Source organism: Streptomyces niphimycinicus (assembly GCF_018883605.1).
GTDB classification, from domain to species: domain Bacteria; phylum Actinomycetota; class Actinomycetes; order Streptomycetales; family Streptomycetaceae; genus Streptomyces; species Streptomyces niphimycinicus.
Genome location: NZ_JAHLEM010000163.1, coordinates 1 through 20,407, shown reverse-complemented (window position 1 = coordinate 20,407; position 20,407 = coordinate 1). Strand labels below are relative to the sequence as shown.

Below are 20,407 nucleotides of genomic sequence, written 5' to 3'. Positions count from 1 at the left end.
TCTCCTTTCCCCATGTGCATGGGGATGAATCAACGTGCGGGGGTGCCAACTGTTACCGGCCGGGGGTCAGAAGAGGGCGTCCTGGACGGCGCCCGAGGGGTTACCCGCTGCAATCGCTGCGGCGATGGCGGCCTCGACGTCGGCGCCGGTCGCCTGGGCAGTGAGGATGGCGTCGCGGATGGCGACGGCCCGTCCGTCCGGGCCGCGCACGTCGCTGAGGGCGTGTCCGGCCCGGTGGCTGCGGGCGTAGTAGTCGCGGATGTTGTCGAGCCGCTCGCCGGTCGCCCAATGGGTGGGGAGCTGACAGCTCGACTCGTCGCAGGTGTGGCGGACGACGTGGCCCTCGGGGAGGGCGGTGGCGCCGTTGGTGATGACGTAGCCGAGGACGTGGGCGGTGACCACGCGGGAGGTGCCGGCCTTCCTCGACCCGGCCCTCAGTTTGCCGTGCCCGGAGCTGCTGATCGCGCCGAGGAAGAACGCGCACCGGTCCGGGCCTCGGTCGTAGACCTTGGCCCGATAGCGCTCCACGGTCGCGGCGTCGGCGGCCAGGAGTGCCCACGGCACGGGCTGCTGCTCTGCCATGGCCTGCTCCTCCTCGTCGTCCTGGCGCCCGCGGGGGGTTACGCGGGGCTCGCCTTCCCGCTGCCGGCGCAGTGTCCGCACTGGCCGCTCCCGTCCGCGTGCGCGTTGCGGAAGGTGGCCATCAGGTCCATGACCGCGCTGGTGATCCAGTCGAGTTGGCCGGGCTCGACGTGGGCCTGGTGCTGCTCGCCGGTCGTCGGGTCGGTGACCGTGATGGGCACGGTAGCGGTGCCCTCCGGGTCGGTGGGGTATTCCTGGGCCAGTTCCTGTAGCGCGGCCGCGAACAGGGCGGCGGGCCGGACGGGGTTGAGGTCAGACATTGGTGGTCTCCTCCTCGAGGGCGGTCTCGTCGAGCTGCTCGCGGAGCTTGCCCACAGCCTGGCGGCTGACCCGGGCCAGCTTGCCCAGGTCGGTGTCGCTGACGGCCGGGCGGCCGTCGTACCGCTCCTCCCACGCGAATGTGCGGTACAGGCGGGCGTAGACCGCCGCGCGGTTGGACTTCACGGCGGCTTCGGCGTCCGCGCGGGCCTTGCCGTACGTCGCCAGTTCGTCGAGGACCTCCTGGCGGAGCTGCTCCCGGCGGGTGCGCGCGGCCTGTGTGGTGGCACCGAGCAGCACGATGCCCTCGGCGGCGGCCGCCGCGGCGGCCTGCTCCGGGACGGTCTCCAGCTCGGCGTTGGTGGTGTCGGCGGTGACGACGAGCGGGTTTGCGGCGAGCCAGACCGCGAGGCTCTGCATCGGGCGCCCGGCGGCGGCCTTGCGGCGGTACTCGTACAGCCAGGCCCGGGTGCCGACGAGCGAGGCGTCGCGGGCGTTGGCGTCGATGCCGAGGCCCTCGGCGATGGCCGGGTTGTGGCTCAGTCCGCACCGGTTGAGGTGCTCGGCCGCCTCGTCGAGCTGCGTGTCGTCGAGGGTGGCCCATCGGTCCTGGACGAGGGCGGGGTGCACCGAGACGGCTTCGGCCATGTTCACCAGCTCGGGGCGGCGGCCCTTCGGCGGGGGCTGGTGGCGGGTGCACGCGGCCATGATGTCCAGGCCCGCGCTGGCGGCCTCCGCGCTCCAGTCGTAGGTGTCGGTGCCGGGCACGGGCAGCAGGTTCAGCAGCAGGGCCTCGGCGAGCGGGGCCACCGTGCGGGCGAACGCGTTGCCCTGGTCGAGGGTGAGGAACGGGCGCTCGGTGACGTGGAAATGGGCGTCGATCGTCCACCAGATGATGTCCGGGACCTTCAACCAGTGGAACGGGGACCAGATGCCTTCGTTGGGCGGGAAGCTGACGTCGTTGTTCGGGTCGCGCGGCACGCGCCAGTCGTTGCAGTAGAAGTAGAGCTCCCCGCGCCGGACGTCCAGTACGAGCTTCTGGTAGGCGCCGGCGCCCGCGTGCAGGGCGCCTTCGGCGTACCGGCCTTCGGTGTCGATGTACCTGCGGGCCTTCTCGGCGTCGGGCAGGGGCGGCACCTGGTCGGGGGTGGTCTCGCGGACGGTGAGCTGGGGCGGCATGGCGACGGGCTCCTGAGTGTTCGTCATAGCAACCAGGTTGCATCTCAAATGCACAGCTCCGCAACCTGGTTGCGTTCGATTGGCCGGATCTCGCGCGATGGCCGGTTCTACTTCTTCCGGCTCTTCAGAACCTCCAGCTCGCGCCGGGTCTCGCGCTCCTTCTCAGCGGCGTCCCGGGCCTTGGCGTCGACCTTGCGGAGCTCGTCGTACAGCTCGCCGTTCTTCGCCTCCAGCGTGGTGATACGGGCGGTCTTGGCCTCGGCGTCGGCGCGCAGCCGCTGGAGTTCCTCGCGCAGGTCCGCCGCTACCTCTTTGGCGGCCTCGATCCTGGTGTTGGCGTCGGCGGTGGCCTGGCGGGCGGCAGCCTGCGCGTCCTCGACCTTGCCCTGGGCTTCGTGCACGCGCCCCTTGGCGTCCTCGACGTCCCGCAGGGCCTTGGCCTTCACCTCACGGGCGCCGGCCTTCTCCTGCTCGACGGTCTTCTCCATCTCCTCGACCTGGCGGCGGGCCTCCGTCTGGGCCTTGCCTGCGGCCTCCTCGGCTGCCGCGACCTGCTCGTCGGCGCGGCGCTCGGCGTCGGCGACCTTGGCGTCCGCCTCCTGGCGAGCGGTCGCGACGGCGGTCTCCGCCTCCGCTCGGACGCGGGTGACCTCCTCCTGGGCCTCGGCACGTGCCGTACTTGCGGCGGCATCGGCCTGCTCGATGCGTTCGGCGGCACGCTGCTGAGCCTCGGCGACCTTGGCGGCTGCCTGCTCCTCGGCGCGTTCGGCGGCGGCGGCCGCGTCGGCGCGGGCCTGCGTGGCCTTCTCCTCGGCGGCAGCGACAGCCTGCTCGATCTGCTCGTCCCGCTGACGCTCGGCGGCGGCGACAGCGGTGTCCCGCTCCTCCTGGATGCGTGCGACCTCAGCCTCGAACCTGTCCTTGGCCGCTTCGAGCTGTCGGAGCGCCTCGTCCGCTGCCTCGTCGGCCTCGTCCTTGGCCTGCTCTGCGTTCTTCGCCCGGCGCTCGGCGGCCTCCCGGCGGCCGCGCTCGGTGACGAGCTCCTGCTGGGCCTCGGCGACCCGGGCCTCGGCGCGTGTCTCGGCGGCGGCGACCTGGGCCTCGGCGGCTTCCGGGTCAGTGACCTGCGCCATGAGCTCGACGTACCTCGGGAGCTGGGCCTCCAGCTCGCGGACGGCGGTGAGGACGGACTCGCGCACGAGCACTGCGGTCGCGGCGGCACCGGTCACCGGGCGGTCGGTGTCCTCCTCCTGGACGGTGGAGTCGGCGGACTGCTTCTGCTTGGCCTTCTTGACCTTCTGCTTCGCCTTCCACGCCGTGGCGGCGTTGTGCTCGGGGTCGTCGCAGTACTTAGGCGGTTGCCCCCGCACGCTGGGGTCTTTCGGCACCCGGCGGCGGTGGCAGTCGGGGAACACGCACTCGTCGGCGTCCTGGTCGACGGTCTGCTCGGTGTGCAGCTCGGTCATGGTCGGTGCTCCTACTCGGCGTTGGGGGAGGTCGTCGGCGCGCGGTCAACAGCGTGCCGTATCAGGGCTTGGCGGCGGCTCCTGCCAGGAACTGGGCGTGGACGGCGGCCTGGATGTCGTCGTCCGGGGTCCACAGGCCGAGTTGCCCGGCGACGTCGGGGATCGGGGTGGTGAGCGGGCGGGCGTCGGCGAGCTGCCAGTGGAAGTAGCCGACCATGCCCCACGGGGCGCAGCACCCGCCGTCGACGTGGACACCGATGAGCCGGGCGGTGCCGATGATGGCCATGCGGGCGTCGGGCCGCTGCTCCCAGTCCACGTCCTTGCCGAGCGGATGCCATGCCTTCCCGGCGTGGATGAGGATCGTCTCGCCGAGGTATTTCGGCGGGATGGGCTTGGGCCGGTTCTCGGCGGTCTTGAGCCCGTAGCGAGGGTGGCCGTGGATGATGGCGTCTGCGAACGGCTGCCGGACAGTCAGAGCCTTCACGCGAGGCTCCTCTCAGCGTTCGGGAAGTCGGCGGCGCGGATGACCTCTTCCTCACGAACGGTCCAGCCGGTGCCCTGGTAATTGCCGGGGATCGAGTCGTCCATCAGCTCCCCGTCGTCGTCCCAGCGCAGGACGGCGGCGGCTGCGTCCTCGGAGTACACGGACCCCAGGTACTGGGCCTCGACCCACGCGCGGGCGGTGGCCTCGTCCTCGCACGGGATCGCGCCGGGGTCTTCGCCTCGGGTCACGAGCCAAACGGTCTGCTGCTCGGCGTCCATTGGTTGTCCCTCTTTCGCAGGGTGGTGGTGACGTTCGGGAGAGAGATTCACGCCGCGGGGACGTACTGCTCGGGCCGCTCGCGCAGCGCGGTCAGTCGGCCGCGCTGCTTGCCGATGCCGAGGTGGGCAAGCGGGGTGCGGGCGCGCGGCCAGACGGCGGCCGCGCGCTTGGTGTACTCGCCCGGGGTGAGCAGGACGACGTCGGCGTCCGTCAGACCGAGTTCGGCGGCCTGGGCGCGCAGTTCCTCCTCGGTGATGCTGCCGGGGTCCTTCCATGTGTGGTCGTACGGCTCGATGAGCTGGTCGAGCGGCAGGAAACCGTGCAACGCGCTGAGCACCAGGACGGTGCCACCGTGGGCGGTGAGGGCGTCGGCGGTCCGGCGGGCGTGCGTGTGCAGGTCTCCGGTGTAGAGCTCCCCGGCCGAGGCGGCGCGGCCCAGCTTCGGGCCGGAGCAGGGGATGACGACGACCGGCCCGGCCGCGGCGGGTGAGGTGCTGTCGAACAGGGCCAGTTGCTCGCCGTGCGCGGCGGTGACCGTCCAGCGCGCGGCCGGGACCTCGAGCTGCTCGGCGTTGTCGAGCAGTTGCAGGGCGGCGGCCGGGTCGTAGGCGTCGCGGATCTCGACCCATCCGTACTCGCCGAGAACTCCGGCGAGGGTCTCGGCCTGTTCCCACAGGGGCAGGGCGGGGTCGACCTCGGGCACGGCGGCGGGCTGGGGTCCGGTCAGGACCTGGACGATCCGGCGGAAGGCGACGGCACGGAAGTAGGCGGCGGCCCGGCGCCTACTGGCGCCCAGGGCCTCGAAGTGGTCGGCGTACTGGGGCCGGCGGGTGCACTCGCCGTACATGCGGGCGGCCCAACTGGCCAGTTGCTCGGCGTGGTCCAGGACGCGGGGGAGCGCGGCGGTGTAGCGGGCTACCTGCTCGGCGGGGCCGGTCACCCGCAGCGCGCGCCCGGAGCGGTCCAGGCGGCGGGCCTCCGCGCCGAACCGGGCGGCGATGGTGAGGGCGGCCTCGGCGCGCAGCGCGCCGCGACCGGCGGCGTGAGGGAAGTCGAGGCGGACGGCGGCGTGGCCGCGGGCACGCAACTGAAGGCGGTCCACGGCGACGTATCGCGCGCACCGGGTGGCGTAGCGGGTGGCGCGCTCCGGCCCCCAGCCGGTGTCCCACAGCGGCCGCCGGGCGGCGGTGCCGTCCTCGCGCCGGATCTCCTGGCCTTCGTCCCGCAGCCCCATCGTGTGCCCCCTTCGCGGTGCGTTGTGAAGGACTCCAGTCTAATGCATTCCATTGCATTTCGTCAATACAATGCATTGCGGTGATGGATTGAAATGAAATGGATTGGAGGTGGAGAAGATCGACACTGGCTCGGCCAGAGCGACGACACGCTCCTCGCCACGACGAAACCCGGGCCGACGCGGAGCGACCACGACGGCCGGCCACCACCACGCGGCAGCAGCAGCTCCCCCTCGGCCACGACTGGCGGACGGTCCGCTCACGCGCCCGCATCCGTGACGGAGCCGGTACGGCGCCCGTCCCTCGACCGCGTGGAGTGCCGACGAGCAGGCCCGGCCCCGGCCTCCCCTCCCTCGCCGCTGGCCTGGTCCCCGCGCACAACGACGAGAGCGGCATCCGGCAGACGGCCCGCCATGTAAACCGCCCACCGCTGCCGCCCCATCTGGCCTGCGGAAGTTCTAAAAATCCGACCGCGAATGAGAGGGCGAGCGCCTTGACGGCGGCCGCCGTAGAAGTCGGGCCGAGCGGGGTGGTTCCCTCCTCGGTCGGGCAGCGCTTGCGCAGTGCGGGCCGCTGCGGGGTGCAAGGCTCGCCGGAGGCGACCGCGGAGCGGCCTGGCCTTGCGCCCCGTGGTGGGCTGCACTCCCCTCGGGGGCCCGGTCGAGGAGGGGGCCGCACCGCGACCCCACCACCTGACCACTCCACGCACCGCGAGATCGCCACGCGTCCCCTGGCCCCCTCCGAGAGAGGGCCGGGGTGTGGGGCGGAGCCCCGCATGGTCGTGACTCTCACCTTCTGTGCCGGAGCAGCGCGACCACTACCGATTGACACCCCACGTGTCATCCTGGGTGCATGACGACGCGCGATGACCTGTACCGCCTGGTCGACCAGCTCCGCCCGGAGACGCTGGACGAGGCCGCGGCCGCGCTGAGCCAGTACGTCCCCGCGGGCGGCGTCGCCGAGCCTCCGTACCCGCGCTCGATCGGTGTGCTGACCGAGGCGCCGGCGGACCTGTCGTCCCGCGTTGACGACTACCTCGCCGGGGGCTTCGGCCAGTGACAGAATCCGGCGGGTGATCGTCGTCGATACGGGGCCGCTGGTTGCCCTCGCCAGTCCGCACGATTCCGCGCACGCGAAGTGCCGGGCCTGGCTGGACTCCCTCCCCACCCGCCGGGACCTGGTCGTCCCCGCCACCGTCGTGGCGGAAGCCTGCTACCTGACCGAGCGGTTCGGCGGCCCCGCGGCTGAGGCGTTGTTCCTGGACGACCTGGCGGCGGGCGCGTTCGGCACGGTCACGGGCCTGATGCCGGAGGACCTGCAACGCATGGGCGCCCTGGTCCGCCAGTACGCGTCCCTGCCGCTCGGCGGCACGGACGCGTCCGTCGTCGCAGTCGCCGAGCGGGTCAAGACGCTGCGCGTCGCCACGCTCGACAGGCGCCATTTCACGGTGGTCAGGACGAAGCGCGGGGAAGCCTTCACGCTCTACCCGGCGTAGCTGCTACGCCATCTGACCTGCGGTGGTTATAGAAATCCGACCGCAGATGAGGCGTCTCTCAAGCGCAGCGGAGAGGCCGAGCGAAGCGAGGGCCCGCAGGGCACCCGTACCCCTCCCCTTCTTCCGCGCAGCGGGGGTACGGGTCTGGCTGTTTCCCCTGGTCATCGCACCTTTTGGGTGTACTGCTGTTTCGACGTCCGTGATACGGCCGTACCCCCACGCTGATCCGTCCTCGTGAGGCACGAGCGAGGCGGGGGTACGGGTCTGCTCGCGACTGTCGCCGACCGGCGTCAGCTCCGGCTCCTCGGGGCGGGGGGGTCTGGGCTATCGCGCGGGGGCTTCGACCTGGCGGGGGAGGCGGCTTGCCCGCAGTTCCTGGAGGTCTGGGATGTGGTTGTAGAGGGTGCCGACCGAGACGCCCAGGATGCGGGCGATGCTGGCCACGCTGTTGTCCGGGTTCGGCAGCATGTCCCGAGCCATACGGAGCAAGTCGTCGTTGACGACGGTGGGGCGGCCGCCGACCCGGCCGCGAGCGCGAGCGGCGGCCAGGCCCTCGTGGGTGCCTTGCACGATCAACTCGCGGATGAACTCGGCCAGAGCGGCGAACACGTGGAAGACGAGCCGACCGCCGGGCGTGGTGGTGTCCAGCGCCTCGTGGAGACTCTGGAAACCGATGCCTCGGGTGCGGAGCTCGGCGACCATGTTCACCAGGTCCTGGAGGGAGCGGCCGTAACGGTCAAGGGAGGGGACAACGAGCGTGTCCCCTTCTTGCAGGAACGCGTGGCATGCTTTCAACTCCGGGCGCTGGGCGTTCTTCCCCGACTTCTTGTCTGCGAAGATTCGCCGACACCCGGCCTGCCTCAGCGCGTCGATCTGCCGGTCGAGGTTCTGCCCCTTCGTGGAGACCCGGGCGTACCCGATCCGGATCTCGGTGAGAACCAGCGGGGAGGGCGTGAGGAAGTCAGAGGGCTCCGAGGGCTCGTTCATGGCCTCGGATCATGCCAGAAAACGGTGTTGGGGGAATCTTGACGACGGTCGGTTTTTGACGGCGTTTTTGACGATCCTCAGTGGCGCTTCGCTCGCGTCTCCGGGATTCGTCAAATATGGATGGTTTTTTGACGTCGAACACGGACGAGCCTGCCCGCGGTCGTCTCGGGGCAGGCTCGTCGCGTCGGCGGCCGTCAGGTCGTCGATCGGTGACGGGCTCCGGTCAGTCCAGCAGCTCGTCTTCGGTGAGGCCGCCGGGGCAGGGGTGGGCGGTCGCACCCTCGCCGGTGACGATGACGGTGGTCGTGCCCTGGCCGTCGTCGGTCTTCTCGGTGGTGACGAAGCCACCGGTCTGGTCATTCATGATTCGGACTCCTTGGGTTAGATGAGGTGGTCAGTCTTGTCCTCGTCGGCGGGTGGGCCACGTCCTCGTGCCCCCCAGTCGGCGGTAGCGCTGCTGCGCGGCCTGCTTGCTCGAACGGCCGGTCGCCCGCCCGACGTCTTCCCATGACAGACCTGCATCCATCAGGGCCTCAGTCATACGGACCTCAGCGTGATCGCACTCCTCGCGCACAGCGCCCAGCATTCGCAGCACGAGGACGGCCGTTCCGGGGCGGACAGTACCCTCGTCCTCCACTTGGGCCGCGTAAAGGCGAGCCGCTTCAAATTTGTGGGCCAGCGGGTCGTCGTTGATTTTCAGCAGACGGTCGAGGCGGTCCTCTTCAGCACTCACATTGTCAACGTAGCCGTTGACGGCCGGGATTGTCAACGACTACGTTGACGCCCCACTCCAGCCCCCCTATCTGATCCGGCTCAGTCCAGGTGCATGGGCCACATGAGGGCGCTCGTGTCGGTGTCGGCGGCGCAGTCATCGCATACGAGGGCGGGACGGTCGCGCTGGTCACGGCGCAGACGCTGCGCTCCGTATACGTCGCACAGGGCACAGGGGATGCCGCGGTCCGGGTGGTGTGGCCGATTGAGCGGGACCTCGGCCATGCGGAGACCGGGCAGGTTTTCGAACTGGTACCCCCTGGTGAGCAGTTGCTCGACCGGGGTACGGGAGCGGCGTGTCACGGTGACGATGGGCAGGTGCCTCACACCGTCGCGCAGCTTGTACCCGAGGAGTGTGTGCTCCCCCCTCTCGGTGCGCTGACGGGCGATCGTGGCGGCTTCGGTGTAGGTGGCTTCGGGCAGGTAGACGACGCGGCCGAACTTGTCGTGTTCGGCGTACTCGGGGTGTAGACGGCTCAGGTCCCATCCGTGCCGCACACACAGGAGCGCACTGGGGAGGCGTCCGCCGCGCCAGGCGCTGAGGTCCTTCTCGGCTACGGCCACTTGCGACACGCTGACGAAGATGCCGAAGTTGGCGAGGTGGTCTGTGGTTTCTCGCGTTTCCCGCTGTTCCTGGCGGCTGAGGCTGGAGAAATCGGGCATGGGACGCCCCTTTCAGGGTGGTGGGGCCCGGCGCAGTTCACCGGGCCATCCCTCGCAGGGCTGATGATCTGGGGCGTCCGTCAGGCTGTCGTCTGAACGGCGTTGGTGGCGAGGAAGGCGCCGGCGGTCGCGCTCGCCTCTTCGCTCGTGTCGTACGTGACGTCTTCGGGAGCTTCGGCATTCTGGCCGTTGGCGGCCGTCGCGATCCACCACCAACCGCCCTCCTGCGGGTGGAAGCTCACCTGGGCCTCGCCGCCGTACGCCCGGAAGTGGACGGGCTCGCGGCCGCGGTAGGCGTCGGGATTGAGGGAGCTGACCACTCCGGGCCAGCGCTTGCGGGCGGCCTGGCGGCTCACGCCCCACGCCTTGCCGAGGTCGGGGTAGTTGGCGCCGGCCATCCCGGCCTCGCTCGCGTACTCGTCGGCCAGGTGCCCGACCTCCTCGATGATCTGGCGCAGGGCGCGGAGTATCGCGAGGTTCCAGTCAGATGTCTCGCTGTTCGATGTTGCGAGGGTCTCGGCCACGTTGGGCGAGAGGGTGCGCAGGTGTGCCTCGCGCGGGGAAATGTCGCGTACGAGCGCGATGGCGGCATCGCATACGCGCTCGCGGAGCTGTTCGACCTGCTGGTCGGTGGGATCGGTCCACGCGGGGGCGAACCGCTGGGTGAGGAAGGCGTCGATCAGCGGGCCCATCGAGTCGTCGGTCGTCATCCCATCACTTTAGAGTGCGACAACCTAAGTTGTCGACAACTCAGGTTGTCTTCGACTCGGAGCCCGTGGCCCCTGGGCCTAGAAGCCTGCGCTGCTTCGCGCAAATCGAGCACAGTCGTAGTCACAGTCGCCCCCGTCAGGGTCATGCCCGCACTCCAACTCACCGGGCCAAGACCCGTCGTAGCAGATGTCGCATTGGAAGCCGACCTCCTCCACCGGGATACGACGGCACAGCACACAGAGAGGCCCGTCACAGCGCCTGCAGAGCGTGGCCGCCAGACCCTCCCCCCGCCCTGAGGCGTCGCATCCTTCGAGGCAACGCACAAACGTCGTCATACGGGGCATTCTTCCGCCCGCCCTGCTGCACGCCCTTTTTGAACACGCCAACCACTGTCCCGCCACGGGGTGGAGTTATAGGAAGCGAAAGCCCTGACAGACGCCAAGGCTCCTCCCCCCGCCGGTTTCGAGGCTCTCCGGGGAGAGGAGCCCAGTGGCGCCAACAGTCGATGCCATCCGTCCTGACCTGGCTGAACGGCGGACGGGTAGAGCATCGTCTGACGGTCGATGCTCTGCAGCCGCCAGAGCGCTTCGACCTCACCAGGGTCAACGAGTGGACAGGCACCGGGTCACAGCGGCGGTCCGTGAGACCCGGCGGCGGCAGCATCGGCCGGACGTCGTCGCGCCGCCGGGCCGGTCCAGTGTCGCCTACTCGTCGGCGTCCGGGTCGCCGGGCATCCACACGGGGCCGTCGTACTCGGTGCTGGCCAGGGTGGTGCCCTCGGCGTCGAGGAGATGCAGCACGTTGGCCGTGCCGAGGTCCTGCCAGTCGTAGCGGTGGCGGGCGGTGTTGCGGAAGCGGGCCGAGTCGGGGCTGGGTCGGCGGGGGTCGTCCTCGTACCACGCTTCGACCATCCACGACCGGTAGTCGGGACGCATCTGCGCGACCAGGTCGCGGAGCTCGCGCCGGGGCCGGGGGATCTGGTCGGCCTCGCGCAGGTACAGCGGATCGTCGCTGGCCGGGTCGCCGTGGTAGCGGACCACGGCGGCTGTGGGGTGGACGAGTTCGCTCTCCCACGCGTCACGGCGGGCGCGCTGCTCGTCGGCTGCGGCCTGGCGCCGGGCCTGCTCGGCCTGGCAGCGCTGGTGAGCCTGCCACACCTCGGCGGCCGCGGGCGGCAGCAGTGCCGCAAGCGGCCGGCCGTGTCGGGTGATGACCGTGCCTTCACCCCGGGCGGCGGCCGCCAGCAGCTCGGACAGCTCTGCCCGCGCTTCGCGGACTCCCTTCTCCTGCATGGGGTCATTGTGTACACAACTCTGTCAGCGTGCCGATCTACAGCAACCCTGAGAAGCACACCACGATGGTGGCCGTGGCCGAGCATCTGACAGCAACCACGGCCCGGAGCAACCACGACGGCGAATGCCCGCCAGTCCCAAGACCAACTGAGCGAGCGGCAGCGAGTGAAGGCGGTAGCCCGGCGCCCCGCGCGCCACATCAGCACACGCTGGCCTGCGGGTTCCCGGGATTCCGGGGTCAGGGGCACCCGCCGGGCTACCGCCGACACACGGCCCTGTTTTGAGCCGGTGCCTACGCCGCGGCGTCGCCCGCGCCGGCGGGCAACAGCTCCTCGTCGAGGTCGCGGTGGACGGCCTGGACCCGCAGGTCGCCAAGGTGGTCCATCTGAGCGGCGGCTTGGGCAGCAAGTACAGGTGCGCGGTGGCGACCTCCCCCACACCCGACCGCGATGGTCACGGTCTGCTCGTCGGCGGCCAGGGCGAGCAGACCGTACCCGGCGGTGACGATGGTGGAGAGCAGGGCGCGGGCGCCGGGCGTGCGCATCACGGCCCGCTGCACGCGCGGGTCGCGGGCGTCGAGGTCGCGTAGAGCGGGGTCGAGGTAGGGGTCGGTGAGGTGGCGGGCGTCGAGCATGAGGTCACAGGTCGGCCGGGGCTTGCTGTGCCCGTAGCCGAAGCTGACGATGCGTAACTGAGGCATGGCCCTACTGTGGCGGCCAACTCCGGCACGGACCCCGTACTACGACGGGTTGCCCGTTGCCTCTTTCGGAGGGGCGTCGGAAACGGGGTCTGGTGACCGCCCTTGGGGCCCCTGTTCCGGCGGCTACGCCAGGCCGAAGTCCGCGGGGCGGCCGCACGCGACGCGGGCGCCGGCCAGCTTCCCCTCTGCTGCGGCGGCGGCCAGGGCCTGGCGCTGCTCGTCCGGGTCGGCGTCCCGGCTGCCGCCGATATCGCCACCGAGGATGAGGACCTGGCGCTCGGCGAGCACGGCCTTGACCCACCCGGCCACTTTGCCGAACGTGCCGTGGAAGAACCGCTCCCCGGTCGGGGTCAGGATGATGAGCTGTAGGTCGCGCCCGTGGGGCTGGAAGACTGCCACCCACTCGGGCAGGGGCGGGGCGTCCAGCTCGGCGGTGACCAGGTGGAAGCCGTTCTCCAGCAGGGCCTGCATGTAGATGCTGCGCGGCTCGGCGCCGTGGGTCCCGGAGTCGGTCAGCGGTGTCATCACCATGCGCGCGATGAGCACGGGTGTGTTGTCCACGATGCCCGCGGTCATCGTCATGTCGAGCCCGTCCTCGGGCTCGACGAGCGCGGCCGTGGCCTCGGCGTTCAGCGGGATGATCCGGGAGGGCGCACAGCGGGCGTGGACGAACCAGATACCGCCGGCGGTTGCCACGTCGCTTTGGCCGAGCACGACGTTGACCGGCTGGTCGTCGAGGAGTTGGCGGCACTCGATGCATGTGCCTTCGGTGACGGCGCGGGCCTGCATGGCCATCTGCGGGCCGAGGGCTGCCTCGACCTCCGGGCTCATCTGTACGGCCAGTGCCATGTGTTCCCCTCCGCTGTGCCTCCGGTTCCCGGCCCACCGTACCGGCGCGGCCACAGCCTCAACGGCGCCAGCGGGCCCCACACCTCTGACAGATCCCGAACCGGTCCTTCTGCTCCTGAGGCGCCCCGCAGTTCTGGCACCCGTCTTTCACAGGCATTGGCTGGGCCTCCTGAAATTCGACGGCTGGCCCGAAGCGTAATGGAGCCACTTCCATCAGTGACGACGGGCGTTCCAAGTTCCTGACAGACGGCTGAGGTCCGGGGGTGGTCAAGGCAGTTGTCCGACTGACCGAAGAGGGAACGTATGTTCGGGCCTAAAGGACTTCGCTTCGCTCAGGCAGAACAAGCTGTGGGGCCCGATCCGGCTCTCTTGAGAGCCAGCCTCAACTTCGGTGGGGCTGGGCCGGATCGGGCCCCACAGCGCGGAATAAGGAGCTTCGCGCGTTCCTTTTCCCGGCCTTCGGCCGGGGTTAAAGGCTTGGACGCGCGAAGCGCGGCAGTCTTGTTGGGCTCCACCCGCGCACCCTCCGCGATGCTCCGGGTGCTCAGGCTTGGGTGGAGCGGAGACCCCCCCTAGTGAAACGACAGAGAGATCCCCTTGGGGTTTCTGCCGTCTCACTAGGAGGGGATCGGTTGAAGAACTGGGTTCTCCGGTACGCCCATAGCAGGTATGGATGCTTTCGATCAGGCATGCGGGGATTACTCGCGCCCTGGGACCGGGATATGCAGGCAGCGCTGGGAGGTCGCGTGTCCGGGCGCTCTGCGCGCCCACCGGCTCGGGTCCACCTTGTTCGCCACGGAATCACTCCCGGGGCAAGGCCGGCCTCAGCTCCTGCTCGATTCACCATTTAGCGTCTACAGCGCTCTCCCTCCCATCAGGGGACGGGGTGAGCTACCTCTGCCTAACTCTCCCGGTGGCTCTGGCCGGGGTCGGTCTTGGTGACGCGGACCGTTCTCTACCGCGGGCTGTTTCCGGACTCCCTGCGCTCGCCACGCGCTGGGCAACTCGGGCCGGTTTCCAGGGGCCGGTCTCCCATGGGTGCTGTCACGATCCCGCGCCACCTGTGGCGGGCCGCGTCCTGCTGCGACTGGGTCAACCAGGACGGGGCGGGGATCGTGCCGGTGTGTCGGCTTGCGCCGGACCGGAGTCGACATGTCGGCGTGGTGAGACGAACGCGACACGTCGGACTCCGATGCCAGCGCAGCGGCTGTCCGCTACGATGAGCGGTACCTCCTCCGGGGGCTACAAGACAACAAAAAGCCGGACCCTCCACCCAGAAGGGCCTCCTGCGAAACGGGCCGACGCCAACCGGCGGGCCTGGTCTTGGGTCTTCTCCTGAGGGGCGTCACCTCCTGTTCTGTGTTGTGTCGCGGGGCTGGTAACCCGGCGGTCGGGCTGATCGGACGGTGGTGGTCTGTCAGACGGCTGGTCGGTCGCCTGACGGTTTTGCGAAGGACGTTCAGAGCGGTTGGTAGCCGGAAGTACTCTGATGTCCGCCGAGCACGCCAGCCCTTGGTGGTAAGCCAGGGGCTTCTTGGCGTTCCCGGAGTCTTGCGGGTCTAGCTCGTTTCGGCCTCGTTCACCGGCAACTCCGCCTGGGCGGGGTTTGGTTCCCGGGCCTCGTGCGCCCACAGGGGGACGCCGTTCGCGTCGACCTGGTCCCTGCGGATCAGCTCGGTGATGTACTTGCCCATCGACACCCCCATGGCCTTGGCGTTCTCGAACGCCGTGGCGTGAACATCCGGGGGAACGAGGGGCGAGAGACGCACCAGGCCCTTTGACGCAGTGACAGGCGTGGGCGGTTCGTACTTCCGCTCTCGCACGTCTCGACTTCCATAGGTCCTGGCCATGATCCCGATCATGCCACGTGATCGATTCATGTACATAGCCAGATCGGCGTGTTGCTCAAAAAATCTTGCGGGACTGGCGATTATTTCTGCGCTTCCCGGGGACGGAGCGCAGTTCGGGGCGCTGCCTGTCCGGCTGACGAGCTGTTCAACTGGTCCAGTCTCTTTTGGATGGCGTCCAGCGCGCCGCGTTGACGGCCGGGCACTCGGTGGCGGAGCGCGACGAGTCGGGGGGCCAGTTGGCGGGCACTGTCGGCGTCGGGTATGCGCTGCCACTGGTGGTGGGCACCGTTGACGGCGGCCTCGACGTCGGGCGTGTCGTGTTCCTGTTGCAGAGTCTCGATCCGGGCCTCGGCGGCCGAGAGCCACAACTCGCAACTGACGGCCGCCTCCTGGGCGGCGGATGCGAGGTAGGCGCGGACCTCGAGCCAGTGGACGGCCGGATAGGTGCCGGGGCCGAACAACTGCCGCACGTGTTGCTCGGCGGCGGCCGCCAGTTGCGCGGCCTCGCGGTGGCGGCCGGCCTGCGCGGCAGCCGCGATCCGCTGGTGCGGGTCGTCCACGATGGGCACCACGGCGGTACTGGGCACATAGACGGGCGAGACGGCCCGCTGCGGCTGTGGCGGCAGCGTCTTGGACGGCAGGGGCGGCAGGTAGGCGGGGGCCTGTGCGGGGGCCTGTGGGGCCGGTTTCCGGGCCTCGATCGCGGTGTTGGAGGCGGCCGCGGCGTGCTCGGGGTCGAGGACGAGCGTGCCCTGGGTGTCGATGCGGCGGAGGGCCTCGTGGTGCAGCTCCTCGGCGCGGGGCCGGTGCCCGGTGCGCAAGGTCTGGGCCAGGGCGTGGGTGTACCGGGGCTGGACGGGCTGCCGGCGGTCCGGAGGCGGGGCGATGATGCCGAACGCTCGGGCATGGCCGAGATCGAGGGGCTCGTCGTCCAGCAGCTTCCACACGTCGGCGTCGGCGACCAGGTCCGCATAGATGGTGGTGGTCCCGGGGCGGCGCTGCTGCAACTGCTGGACAAACCACGACCACGGCAGGCCGGTGTAGCGGAGGGTCGTCGGCGTGGACCGGGCGAGCGCGAAGTGGATGCCGTGCTGTCGGCGGTCGAGCTGTAGCTGGCCGACCAGCACGATCGTGAGCGGGTCCGCGGTCGCGGCCGCGAACTGGATGCGCGTCAGGACCGCTTGAGGGTCCGTGGGGTCGATCAGCTCGATGAGCGTGGTGGCCGGGGTGCCGGTCCACGCGCTCGGCGTCACGGCGGCGAGCGCTGGGACGACGCTGCTCGTGTCCATCAGCTTTCCCCTGCCCGCGGGAACGGCTGTCAGCAGCAGCGCGGTCCCGGGGCCGTCCTGCTCCACCCCGTTGATCTGCACCCACGCACCGTATCTGCTGGCATGGCTGCCGCTTGTCGAGTTCGTGGCCGAGGCGGCGCGTCGTCGTGCTGGGAGTGGTTCTTCGACGTCCGGCTGCCGTGTGGCGCGCAGCTCCGCGTGTCCCTGGATCACGCCACGTTTTCCCCATGTGCACGGGGAAATGCGAGCGGGGGCCTCCCGTGAGGGCCCGGGGATCCCCGGGCCCCTGGGATGGTTTCCGCAGGTCGGCGCCTGAAAGCCGTGACGTGATGTCCGAGCTGGGATTCCGGGGCCGGGTCGTGCTGTTCCCCGTCTATCTGCACATATGCACCGTATCCGCTGGCCTGGCTGCCGGCGGGTTACACGGCGTGCAGGGTGCGGAGCATCGTTGCGTAGACGGGGGCGTCGGGGAATGGCTGCTGATCTCCGATGTGCTCGTATCCCCATGTCTCGTACAGGGCTTTGACCTTTGGGTGGGTCGGTTCCACCATGAGCGTCACGCGCTCCTCTGGGCGTCCGGACAGCAGTTCTTCGTGGACGCGGTGGGCGGTACCGGTTTTCCGCCATGGGGTGCGGACCATCAGCTCGAACAGAGCGAGGGTGCGCCTGCCGCCGGTTTCGTCGGTCATCTGCTCCGGCAGGGGTTCGAGCATGGTGGCCCACCAGCGAGTCCGCTCCGGGAGCGGGGAGGCATAGGCGTAGCCGACGGGGGTGTCTGAGTCGTAGCCCATGACGACCTCCCACCCCGGCCGCGAGACATGGCGTTCCAACCGTTCCTCGAAGCGGGCGACCGAGAAAAACGGGTCTGAGAGGCGGTCGGCGTAGACCTCGGCGTAGATCTCGGTCAGGGTCGACCGGATGGTGTCGAGCTGGTCGACGCCGTAGCGGCGGAGCTCCACTGCGGGGGTGGTCGTCATAGCGGGTTCCCTACGTGGTCAGGCGACGGTGCGGGCGTTCCACTCTCGGGTGACGGCCGCGTCCGGCGCTATGGCATGAAGCCTGTTGGTGAAGGTGGTCAGGAGATGCGGGATGCGGCCCGCGCTGGTGGACCCGGGCGGGGGGATCACGCCGCCGGCGGTGGCACAGGCAGCTTCTGCCTCCCCCTGGTCGAGCTGGGCGAACGCGGCGTGCATCGTGTAGAGGGCGCGGTTTCGGTGCTGGTCCGGGCGGAGGGCGGCGATGCAGCGGTGGAGGTGATATTCCGCCCGGTCCGCCTGCCCAAGTCGCAGATGGGTGATGCCGACGAGGCCGTCGAGTTCGCCGCGGGTGTAGAACCGCATGCTCGCGGGGCGCCATTCGCCCAGGTTGGCCCGCTCGTACGCCGCCTGTGCGCGGCCCAGGGCGCGCGCTGCGCGGGCTGGGTCTCCCGTTCCGGGCAGGGCCAGCGCGAGGCGGGCATGGGACAGCGAGGCGTATAGCGGGTCGCGGCGGTGCGCGCTGGCTGCCATGGCGGCCTCGCTCGCGGCTACGGCGTCAACCCACCGTGCCTGCTGCCCGGCAAGCATGGAGGCATACCGCCAGATCTGGTGTTGCACCTGCCCGTCACCGGAGAGCCCGGCAAGGGTGATCGCCCGTTCCATGTGCCGCTGCGCGCGGTCGAGGCCGCGGGAGTCGACAGCGGCCCACATGGCAGTGGCGGTGAACGTCGCGCCGAGGGCGTACAGGCGGGAGCGCACGCGGCTGGTGGCGCTGCCGGTTCGCTGTAGCTCGTCGGTCGCGGTGGCGAGCGCCAGTGCTCGCCGCTCCAGGTCGGGGCCCCCGCCCTCCTGGTCGTCCCGCTCCCACAGGTCAGCCAGATGCCGGCGGAATCGCTGGACATCGCTGGTGCCGACAGTGGGACGTGCGGCGGCGGGGGCCGCTGCGGTCACCGCGGCGGCGGGGACGGAGGCGACGAAGGTACGGCGGAGCAAAGGATCCTCCCGGGGCTCCTGGGGCTGTGTACGGCCCCGGGGAATGAACCCTAGTTCGATGGGGTCCAGTCCAGTGACGGCCGTCAGCGCTGCCCGGGTCACTGCATTGGGCCATCCGACCCGCCCGGCTCGCCACTCCCGCACCGTGCGGCCGTCGTACGTCCCCAGCGTGCCGGTGATCTGTTCGACTGCCGTATTCATGCGCCGGGCAAAGGAGTTGGAGCTGTGCTCGTGCGCTTTCAGCCACTCGTCAAGCGCCTCGTTCCGCGCGGTGTCCATGACCGCACGGTAGGGGAAACGGCACTCACTGTTAGGTAAAAGAAGGTCAAATCCTCCTACCCGCCGCGACCAGCCTCTCCGCCGACCCCCTAAGCCCCTGTCGCCGGAAGGCAGTTGGGTAGCTGTACGGCCCCGCCGCGCACCCACCGCCCTGAGGGGCACGGCGGGGCACCACCCCGATACATCCGCTGAGGCGCTGATGATCAGAGCGAGCACGCAGGAGAAGACCGCCGCCCCTGGCCCCGCCGCCGCGGTGTTATGCACCGTGCTGAGCCATCCCACCCACGAGCGGAGCGCGCCGTGACCGTCCAAAAGCCGCTCCCCGAGGCGAGCCTCGCCCGGTGGATCCGGGACTCGGGAGGCAACGTCAGCGAGGTGTTCCTCGCCTGGGAAAACGGCGGACTGGCCGAGCTCCCCGTGGGCAAGGCGTGGGATGTCGTACGCCTGGAGCAGCCCGCCGGGTGGGCCGCCATCCGGATGCTGCAAAAGATGGGGTTGCCCCTCGGGCCGGTGCTGTACGCACACCTGGCCGTTGAGGTGCCCGTTCCTGTCCACACGGCGGACGGCTGGGATTTGGTCGGCTCCACCGTGCTGGGCGACGGCGAGACGCTCCTGGTGCCGCACACGAGGGTCGTCGTTCCCAGCACCCAACAAGGACGATCGTGGATCGGCGCCCCGAATTTGTCCGTCCTGACCAACCCCGACGACCTGTACGGCACCTACTTCGCCGCCCTGGCCAAGGATGGGGAGCCGTGGGGGGTACGCCGATGACGAGCGCCGCCGAGGAGACCAACGCCCCACTCGCCGACGAGGCGTGGCGCGCAGCCATCCAGCACGCCGCGGGCTGTCTGTCCTGCCGGACGCCCGGCGTCAGGTGCGAGACCGGCGAGCATCTGCTGCGCGCCTACGAGGAGGCCGCGCGTCAGGCCCGGTCAGGGGGCGACGCATGATGGGCCACCGCAAGACCACCCCCGCCGAGCGGGCAGCCAGAGCCGAACAGATCCTGCGAGATGCCGGATACCGGCCCCTCATCCCGTATCCGGGCCTCGCAAGCACCCCCTGGGCAGCGATGTGCACGGCGTGCAACACCGTCCGGTACCCCACGGTGACAGGCGTGCTGCAAGACCAGTGCAAGCACGTACGGCCCGAGCAGCCACCCCCACCCCGCCGGGAGAGGCAACGGAATCCGGGAGGCCCCGGATGAGGCACCGTCAACAGTCACCCGCAGTACGTGCCGGGCTGCTCGCCTTCCGCGCCGCCCGGCTGGGCCTGCTGCTCACCGCGATCCCCGCGCTGCTCGTGCTCGCGGTCTACCTCTGCATCGCGGGCACCCCGGACCCATAGCCCGGTGGGCCGCCGGCGGCCCACCCCGACCGCTCGCCGCCTCCCCCGTGGGCGCGGGCGCACGGAGCCCCCAGCCGGTCGCCGACCCGGCTGGGGGCTCTGCCATGTCCGTGGCGCCCGGCACCGTGGCGTCGTCGGCTCGCCAGGGGAAAAATCGGACATCGCGCCGCTGATCAATGGATCTCCATTAATCTATGAGGCATGGAGAAGCTGCCCGTAACCGTCATGATCTACGCCTACCAAGCGGGGCGCCTGGACCTGCTGAAAAAGCGACAGCGAATGGAAGAAGCAGCCACTATCAGGGCACTGGAACGGGAGGGAAAAACTCGCCGAGAGGCCCGGATCATCGTCGCGCGGATGCGGCCGGAGGAGTGGCCGAGCCTGGAGACCGTGGTGGCCCAGGCGGTCGAGCAGCGCCTGGCCGAGCCGGACCTGGCCGGCCCTTGGCGGCCGCTGACCGAGGTGGAGGAGGAGGAACTCGCGCTCTCCGGCCGCTGGCCCGGTCCCAACCTGGGTGTCTCCCTGTCCCAACGGAACTACAAACTCCCATCAGAGCTGGTCAAGAGGTTGCGGACAACGGCATGGCGCGTCTCCGAGGAGCCGTTGCGGGAGCTGCGCGAGCGAGGGCTGGTCGGGGCCGGGCTCGTCCTGGGCGAGTCGGAGCGAG

The 20,407-nt window shown here is 70.1% G+C and carries 25 protein-coding genes; 6 read left to right on the top strand and 19 right to left on the bottom strand.

Annotated features, from left to right (window positions below; translation table 11 throughout):
• Positions 1–66 precede the first annotated feature (66 nt).
• The 7 genes from KN815_RS16290 to KN815_RS16260 form a co-directional block, all read right to left on the bottom strand.
• The gene (locus KN815_RS16290; RefSeq protein ID WP_216342646.1) at positions 67–582 is read right to left on the bottom strand and encodes a hypothetical protein; all 516 of its coding nucleotides are present in this window, start codon (positions 580–582) and stop codon (positions 67–69) included.
• Positions 583–620: 38 nt separating this feature from the next.
• The gene (locus tag KN815_RS16285; RefSeq protein ID WP_216342645.1) at positions 621–902 is read right to left on the bottom strand and encodes a hypothetical protein; all 282 of its coding nucleotides are present in this window, start codon (positions 900–902) and stop codon (positions 621–623) included.
• Entirely contained in the window at positions 895–2,106 is a 1,212-nt protein-coding gene (locus KN815_RS16280) for a hypothetical protein (RefSeq protein ID WP_216342644.1), read from the bottom strand. Before KN815_RS16280 ends, KN815_RS16285 begins: the two co-directional genes overlap by 8 nt.
• Positions 2,107–2,186: 80 nt before the next feature.
• The gene (locus KN815_RS16275; RefSeq protein ID WP_216342643.1) at positions 2,187–3,545 is read right to left on the bottom strand and encodes a coiled-coil domain-containing protein; all 1,359 of its coding nucleotides are present in this window, start codon (positions 3,543–3,545) and stop codon (positions 2,187–2,189) included.
• A 61-nt stretch (positions 3,546–3,606) separates the two neighbouring features.
• Positions 3,607–4,029 carry an ASCH domain-containing protein gene (locus KN815_RS16270; RefSeq protein ID WP_216342642.1) on the bottom strand — a complete coding sequence of 141 codons (423 nt, stop codon included), beginning with the start codon at positions 4,027–4,029 and terminating at the stop codon, positions 3,607–3,609.
• Positions 4,026–4,277, bottom strand: a complete 252-nt coding sequence (locus KN815_RS16265) for a hypothetical protein (protein WP_216342641.1) — start codon at positions 4,275–4,277, stop codon at positions 4,026–4,028. The genes KN815_RS16270 and KN815_RS16265 overlap by 4 nt, the downstream gene beginning before the upstream one ends.
• 77 nt (positions 4,278–4,354) lie before the next feature.
• Entirely contained in the window at positions 4,355–5,542 is a 1,188-nt protein-coding gene (locus tag KN815_RS16260) for a DUF6884 domain-containing protein (protein ID WP_216342640.1), read from the bottom strand.
• A gap of 850 nt (positions 5,543–6,392) precedes the next feature.
• On the opposite strand from KN815_RS16260, the gene KN815_RS16255 reads away from it, so the two are divergent.
• Together KN815_RS16255 and KN815_RS16250 are read left to right on the top strand one after the other, a co-directional pair.
• Complete coding sequence (locus tag KN815_RS16255; RefSeq protein ID WP_216342639.1) at positions 6,393–6,599, top strand: hypothetical protein; 207 nt, start codon at positions 6,393–6,395, stop codon at positions 6,597–6,599.
• A gap of 13 nt (positions 6,600–6,612) precedes the next feature.
• Complete coding sequence (locus tag KN815_RS16250; RefSeq protein ID WP_216342638.1) at positions 6,613–7,035, top strand: type II toxin-antitoxin system VapC family toxin; 423 nt, start codon at positions 6,613–6,615, stop codon at positions 7,033–7,035.
• Positions 7,036–7,359: 324 nt separating this feature from the next.
• Here KN815_RS16250 and KN815_RS16245 read toward each other — a convergent pair whose 3' ends face one another.
• From KN815_RS16245 to KN815_RS16190, 12 genes are all read right to left on the bottom strand, one after another.
• Positions 7,360–8,022, bottom strand: a complete 663-nt coding sequence (locus KN815_RS16245; RefSeq protein WP_216342637.1) for a recombinase family protein — start codon at positions 8,020–8,022, stop codon at positions 7,360–7,362.
• A gap of 223 nt (positions 8,023–8,245) precedes the next feature.
• Positions 8,246–8,386, bottom strand: coding sequence for a hypothetical protein (locus KN815_RS16240; RefSeq protein WP_216342636.1), 141 nt, complete (start codon positions 8,384–8,386; stop codon positions 8,246–8,248).
• A 30-nt stretch (positions 8,387–8,416) separates the two neighbouring features.
• Positions 8,417–8,755 carry a hypothetical protein gene (locus KN815_RS16235; RefSeq protein WP_216342635.1) on the bottom strand — a complete coding sequence of 113 codons (339 nt, stop codon included), beginning with the start codon at positions 8,753–8,755 and terminating at the stop codon, positions 8,417–8,419.
• An 80-nt stretch (positions 8,756–8,835) separates the two neighbouring features.
• Positions 8,836–9,456: a hypothetical protein gene (locus KN815_RS16230; RefSeq protein WP_216342634.1), complete on the bottom strand. Its 621-nt coding sequence runs from the start codon at positions 9,454–9,456 to the stop codon at positions 8,836–8,838.
• A gap of 80 nt (positions 9,457–9,536) precedes the next feature.
• Positions 9,537–10,166 (bottom strand): hypothetical protein, encoded by a 630-nt coding sequence (locus KN815_RS16225; protein ID WP_253209012.1) that lies wholly within the window; start codon positions 10,164–10,166, stop codon positions 9,537–9,539.
• Positions 10,167–10,871: 705 nt separating this feature from the next.
• A complete protein-coding gene (locus KN815_RS16220; protein WP_216342633.1) occupies positions 10,872–11,459 on the bottom strand; it encodes a type II toxin-antitoxin system Phd/YefM family antitoxin in 588 nt (195 codons plus the stop codon).
• Positions 11,460–11,751: 292 nt separating this feature from the next.
• Positions 11,752–12,159 (bottom strand): RapZ C-terminal domain-containing protein, encoded by a 408-nt coding sequence (locus tag KN815_RS16215; RefSeq protein WP_216342632.1) that lies wholly within the window; start codon positions 12,157–12,159, stop codon positions 11,752–11,754.
• Positions 12,160–12,282: 123 nt separating this feature from the next.
• Positions 12,283–13,008, bottom strand: coding sequence for a hypothetical protein (locus KN815_RS16210; RefSeq protein WP_216342631.1), 726 nt, complete (start codon positions 13,006–13,008; stop codon positions 12,283–12,285).
• Between the two features lie 1,559 nt (positions 13,009–14,567).
• Positions 14,568–14,831 carry a hypothetical protein gene (locus KN815_RS16205; protein ID WP_216342630.1) on the bottom strand — a complete coding sequence of 88 codons (264 nt, stop codon included), beginning with the start codon at positions 14,829–14,831 and terminating at the stop codon, positions 14,568–14,570.
• A 107-nt stretch (positions 14,832–14,938) separates the two neighbouring features.
• Positions 14,939–16,228 carry a hypothetical protein gene (locus tag KN815_RS16200; protein ID WP_216342629.1) on the bottom strand — a complete coding sequence of 430 codons (1,290 nt, stop codon included), beginning with the start codon at positions 16,226–16,228 and terminating at the stop codon, positions 14,939–14,941.
• Between the two features lie 338 nt (positions 16,229–16,566).
• Positions 16,567–17,124: a GNAT family N-acetyltransferase gene (locus tag KN815_RS16195; protein WP_216342628.1), complete on the bottom strand. Its 558-nt coding sequence runs from the start codon at positions 17,122–17,124 to the stop codon at positions 16,567–16,569.
• An 18-nt stretch (positions 17,125–17,142) separates the two neighbouring features.
• Positions 17,143–18,396 carry an NsdA family TPR-like regulatory protein gene (locus KN815_RS16190; protein ID WP_216342627.1) on the bottom strand — a complete coding sequence of 418 codons (1,254 nt, stop codon included), beginning with the start codon at positions 18,394–18,396 and terminating at the stop codon, positions 17,143–17,145.
• 300 nt (positions 18,397–18,696) lie between these two features.
• Here KN815_RS16190 and KN815_RS16185 point away from each other — a divergent pair, with 300 nt between their 5' ends.
• From KN815_RS16185 to KN815_RS16170, 4 genes are all read left to right on the top strand, one after another.
• Positions 18,697–19,167 (top strand): hypothetical protein, encoded by a 471-nt coding sequence (locus KN815_RS16185; RefSeq protein WP_253209011.1) that lies wholly within the window; start codon positions 18,697–18,699, stop codon positions 19,165–19,167.
• Positions 19,149–19,346 (top strand): hypothetical protein, encoded by a 198-nt coding sequence (locus KN815_RS16180; protein WP_253209010.1) that lies wholly within the window; start codon positions 19,149–19,151, stop codon positions 19,344–19,346. Before KN815_RS16185 ends, KN815_RS16180 begins: the two co-directional genes overlap by 19 nt.
• Positions 19,347–19,596: 250 nt before the next feature.
• Positions 19,597–19,740 (top strand): hypothetical protein, encoded by a 144-nt coding sequence (locus KN815_RS16175; RefSeq protein WP_216342626.1) that lies wholly within the window; start codon positions 19,597–19,599, stop codon positions 19,738–19,740.
• A gap of 201 nt (positions 19,741–19,941) precedes the next feature.
• The coding region (locus KN815_RS16170; RefSeq protein WP_216342625.1) for a hypothetical protein at positions 19,942–20,407 on the top strand (466 nt) is incomplete at its 3' end.

Bases quoted from the DNA above. Each gene is read 5' to 3' on its own strand.
- KN815_RS16290 (WP_216342646.1), bottom strand. From the start codon at position 582: ATGGCAGAGCAGCAGCCCGTGCCGTGGGCACTCCTGGCCGCCGACGCC.
- KN815_RS16285 (WP_216342645.1), bottom strand. From the start codon at position 902: ATGTCTGACCTCAACCCCGTCCGGCCCGCCGCCCTGTTCGCGGCCGCG.
- KN815_RS16280 (WP_216342644.1), bottom strand. From the start codon at position 2,106: ATGACGAACACTCAGGAGCCCGTCGCCATGCCGCCCCAGCTCACCGTC.
- KN815_RS16275 (WP_216342643.1), bottom strand. From the start codon at position 3,545: ATGACCGAGCTGCACACCGAGCAGACCGTCGACCAGGACGCCGACGAG.
- KN815_RS16260 (WP_216342640.1), bottom strand. From the start codon at position 5,542: ATGGGGCTGCGGGACGAAGGCCAGGAGATCCGGCGCGAGGACGGCACC.
- KN815_RS16255 (WP_216342639.1), top strand. From the start codon at position 6,393: ATGACGACGCGCGATGACCTGTACCGCCTGGTCGACCAGCTCCGCCCG.
- KN815_RS16245 (WP_216342637.1), bottom strand. From the start codon at position 8,022: ATGAACGAGCCCTCGGAGCCCTCTGACTTCCTCACGCCCTCCCCGCTG.
- KN815_RS16240 (WP_216342636.1), bottom strand. From the start codon at position 8,386: ATGAATGACCAGACCGGTGGCTTCGTCACCACCGAGAAGACCGACGAC.
- KN815_RS16230 (WP_216342634.1), bottom strand. From the start codon at position 9,456: ATGCCCGATTTCTCCAGCCTCAGCCGCCAGGAACAGCGGGAAACGCGA.
- KN815_RS16225 (WP_253209012.1), bottom strand. From the start codon at position 10,166: ATGACGACCGACGACTCGATGGGCCCGCTGATCGACGCCTTCCTCACC.
- KN815_RS16220 (WP_216342633.1), bottom strand. From the start codon at position 11,459: ATGCAGGAGAAGGGAGTCCGCGAAGCGCGGGCAGAGCTGTCCGAGCTG.
- KN815_RS16215 (WP_216342632.1), bottom strand. From the start codon at position 12,159: ATGCCTCAGTTACGCATCGTCAGCTTCGGCTACGGGCACAGCAAGCCC.
- KN815_RS16210 (WP_216342631.1), bottom strand. From the start codon at position 13,008: ATGGCACTGGCCGTACAGATGAGCCCGGAGGTCGAGGCAGCCCTCGGC.
- KN815_RS16195 (WP_216342628.1), bottom strand. From the start codon at position 17,124: ATGACGACCACCCCCGCAGTGGAGCTCCGCCGCTACGGCGTCGACCAG.
- KN815_RS16190 (WP_216342627.1), bottom strand. From the start codon at position 18,396: ATGGACACCGCGCGGAACGAGGCGCTTGACGAGTGGCTGAAAGCGCAC.
- KN815_RS16175 (WP_216342626.1), top strand. From the start codon at position 19,597: ATGAGGCACCGTCAACAGTCACCCGCAGTACGTGCCGGGCTGCTCGCC.